Raw genomic sequence first — 2,841 nt, 5'->3', positions numbered from 1 at the left:
TAATTAAATTTGATATAAAGGAGCTTTCCTATGCAATCAAAACAGTTAATTATCAATTTACCTAACGATTTTTCTTTTTCAGTAAACCTTGAGTATCTTAGAACTCAACAAGATTTAACCTATATTACAGAAATGGATAGTATAAAAAAGATATTACTAATTGACGGATACAAGTTTGCTATAAAAATAACTGAAGCTAAAAAAGGAAAGTTATCTTTAGAAATCAAATCGTTAGATCGCGAAAATCATAAGTTGTACGAAGAGAAGATTCTAAAATACGTGAAGGACTGGTTTGATTTAGAAACTGAACTAACAGACTTTTATATCATGGCTAGCAAAGATGAATTTTTGGAAAACACTATAACAAAGTTTTTTGGCCTAAGAGTGATTGGTATTCCAAACTTGTTTGAAACATTTGTATGGGCAATATTAGGACAACAAATAAATTTAGTGTTTGCTTCTAAGTTAAAGGATAGGTTTATCAAAAAATATGGCGAGAGAACAGTTTATAATGGTGAAGAATATTGGCATTTTCCACAACCAGATAAGATAGTATCAGAAGACATTGATGAATTGTTTAAAATAGGGATGTCTAGAAGGAAATGCGAATACATTAAAGAAATTGCTATAGCTATCGAAGACAAAAAAATCACAAAAGATATGTTACAAAATTATAATAATATAGAGTATGCCGAAAATAAGTTGACTGAAATAAAAGGTATTGGCCCCTGGACTGCCCATTACGTATTGTTAAGGTGTGTTAGATATTCTAATGCTTTTCCGATAAATGATGTTGGATTACACAATGCAATAAAATTGGCAGGTAAATTAGAAACAAAACCGTCAGTAGATGAAATATGTAAAATCGCATCTCATTGGAAAGGCTATGAAGCATATGCAACCTTTTATCTTTGGAAATTAATATATTAATGTATATATACAATAATAGAGTAGAAGGGGGCGACTAACCCCCGTCCTCTCACACCACCGTACGTACCGTTCGGTATACGGCGGTTCAATTAAGTATTACGAATAAATTCATACCTTTGATACAGACTTTTGAGCCCTAGTCTACTCCAATAGGAGTTGCCTAGGGTTCTGCTTAAGATTGGACTCTTGGAGATACGCCAATAATTCTTTCTGGTGTTTCCCCATTCGTATGCTTTGTGGTCAGGAACACCCAAGCTAATCAGCTTTCGGACTTTTGTCCGTGGAAGCTTCCATTGTTTCCACATACACATGCGCAATCTTCTTCTTATCCACTTATCGAACTCCTCAAACTTTGAAGGTGTCTCCGCTAAAGCGTAATACCCGCACCAACCCATCAGGTATTTGTTTAATTTCTCAATTCTTACTTCCATAGGAAATGGCTTGGAACGTGAAGTTATTTCCCTGATTTTCTGTTTTAGACGCATAATACTTTCTTTTGCGATTCTAATTTTTGGATTCTTTCCATTGGTGAAACTAAAACCAAGAAACTTACGTTTCCAAGGCCGGTCCACTGCTGATTTCTCTTTATTTACTTTCAAGCGAAGTTTCTCTTCGATAAATGTAGTAATGGAATTCATTACACGATTCCCAGCTTTCTTTGTTCTCACATAGATGTTGCAGTCATCCGCATAACGAACGAAACGTAGCCCACGCTCCTCCAGCTCCTTATCTAAATCATCTAATATAATGTTAGAAAGAAGAGGGCTCAACGGCCCGCCTTGCGGAGTGCCTTCTTCGGAGCTAACTACTATCCCATTTATCATGACGCCAGATTGTAGGTATTTCCGAATAAGCCGAAGCAGTTCCTTATCCTTGATGCGCTTCGCTAAAACACCCATGAGCTTATCATGGTTCACCTTATCAAAGAATTTCTCTAGGTCCATATCAATTACCCATCTGTATCCTTCTTTAATAAACCCCCTTGCCTTCCTCACAGCGTCATGTCCTCGACGGTTGGACCTGAATCCATAGCTATGTTCTGAGAAGGAGGGGTCAAAAATTGTATGAAGCACTTGGGCAATAGCCTGTTGAATGAAACGATCCGTCACGGTTGGAATACCTAACATCCGAACTCCTCCGCTTGGTTTCGGGATTTCGACACGGCGGACAGGAGAAGGTGTATAGGTTCCTTTCCTCAAGTTCTCCCGAAGGGAATCCCAGTTATCATAGAGATGTCTTCGTAGGAATTTTACGGACATTTCATCTATGCCATGACTTCCTTTATTTCGTTCGACTCGCTTTAGTGCGAGAATGAGATTGTCCCGTGACAGAATTTGGTTCATCAACATACTTGGGTTTCCTTTCTTCGTGAATGTGACGTTCTATTTGTGCAAGTTCCACTCCACCCTTCCAAAGTCCCCTGTAGATTCACTACGTCCTCCTTTGGATAAGCCCTTCCGGGTTGTCTGTGTCTGCATGAAATCTTAACGCCTAGTGTCACATTTCTCCTTAATTGTTCCGTCCTTCCCCTTACATTCTCGAGTATGCAGGGTACTATGACTTCTGCTGACTTCTGACCGTTCAGCCATCCATTGCTGAATGGGTTACCAAGAGTGCTTGGCGTTTCGATCAGACCTCCCCGGGTAAGAATGCAGTCTTTCCCTTCATCAATCTGCTTCATTTACTCTGTACCAACTTTGGCAGAAAGGACTTTGTTTTGTTATGCAAACTCATCCATTGATACCTAGCCTCATATGAAGTTCGTGTTCCTCAGACCGAAGGTTTGCCGTCCGCTTCCTTCAGATTCCATGTCGCCACGGACACCCTTGCGTTAGGCTAGCTGTTACTTCTGCCTTCACAGTTCGGGACTCTCACCCTATAGACTGCACCCATGCCGGGCACACATAAAAA

2 protein-coding genes are annotated in these 2,841 nt (G+C 39.5%); one reads left to right on the top strand and one right to left on the bottom strand.

Features of this window, described 5'->3' with window-relative positions:
* The first annotated feature begins 30 nt into the window (after positions 1 to 30).
* Positions 31 to 930 carry a DNA-3-methyladenine glycosylase family protein gene (locus C3938_RS00540; RefSeq protein WP_105101350.1) on the top strand — a complete coding sequence of 300 codons (900 nt, stop codon included), beginning with the start codon at positions 31 to 33 and terminating at the stop codon, positions 928 to 930.
* 89 nt (positions 931 to 1,019) lie between these two features.
* On the opposite strand, the gene ltrA is transcribed toward C3938_RS00540, so the two are convergent.
* Entirely contained in the window at positions 1,020 to 2,279 is a 1,260-nt protein-coding gene (ltrA, locus tag C3938_RS00535) for a group II intron reverse transcriptase/maturase (RefSeq protein ID WP_105101349.1), read from the bottom strand.
* Between the last annotated feature and the right edge of the window lie 562 nt (positions 2,280 to 2,841).

The organism is Microbulbifer pacificus, from assembly GCF_002959965.1.
Lineage (GTDB): Bacteria > Pseudomonadota > Gammaproteobacteria > Pseudomonadales > Cellvibrionaceae > Microbulbifer > Microbulbifer pacificus_A.
The sequence above is the reverse complement of the archived record's forward strand: the minus strand, read 5'-3'. Positions and strand labels throughout refer to the sequence as shown.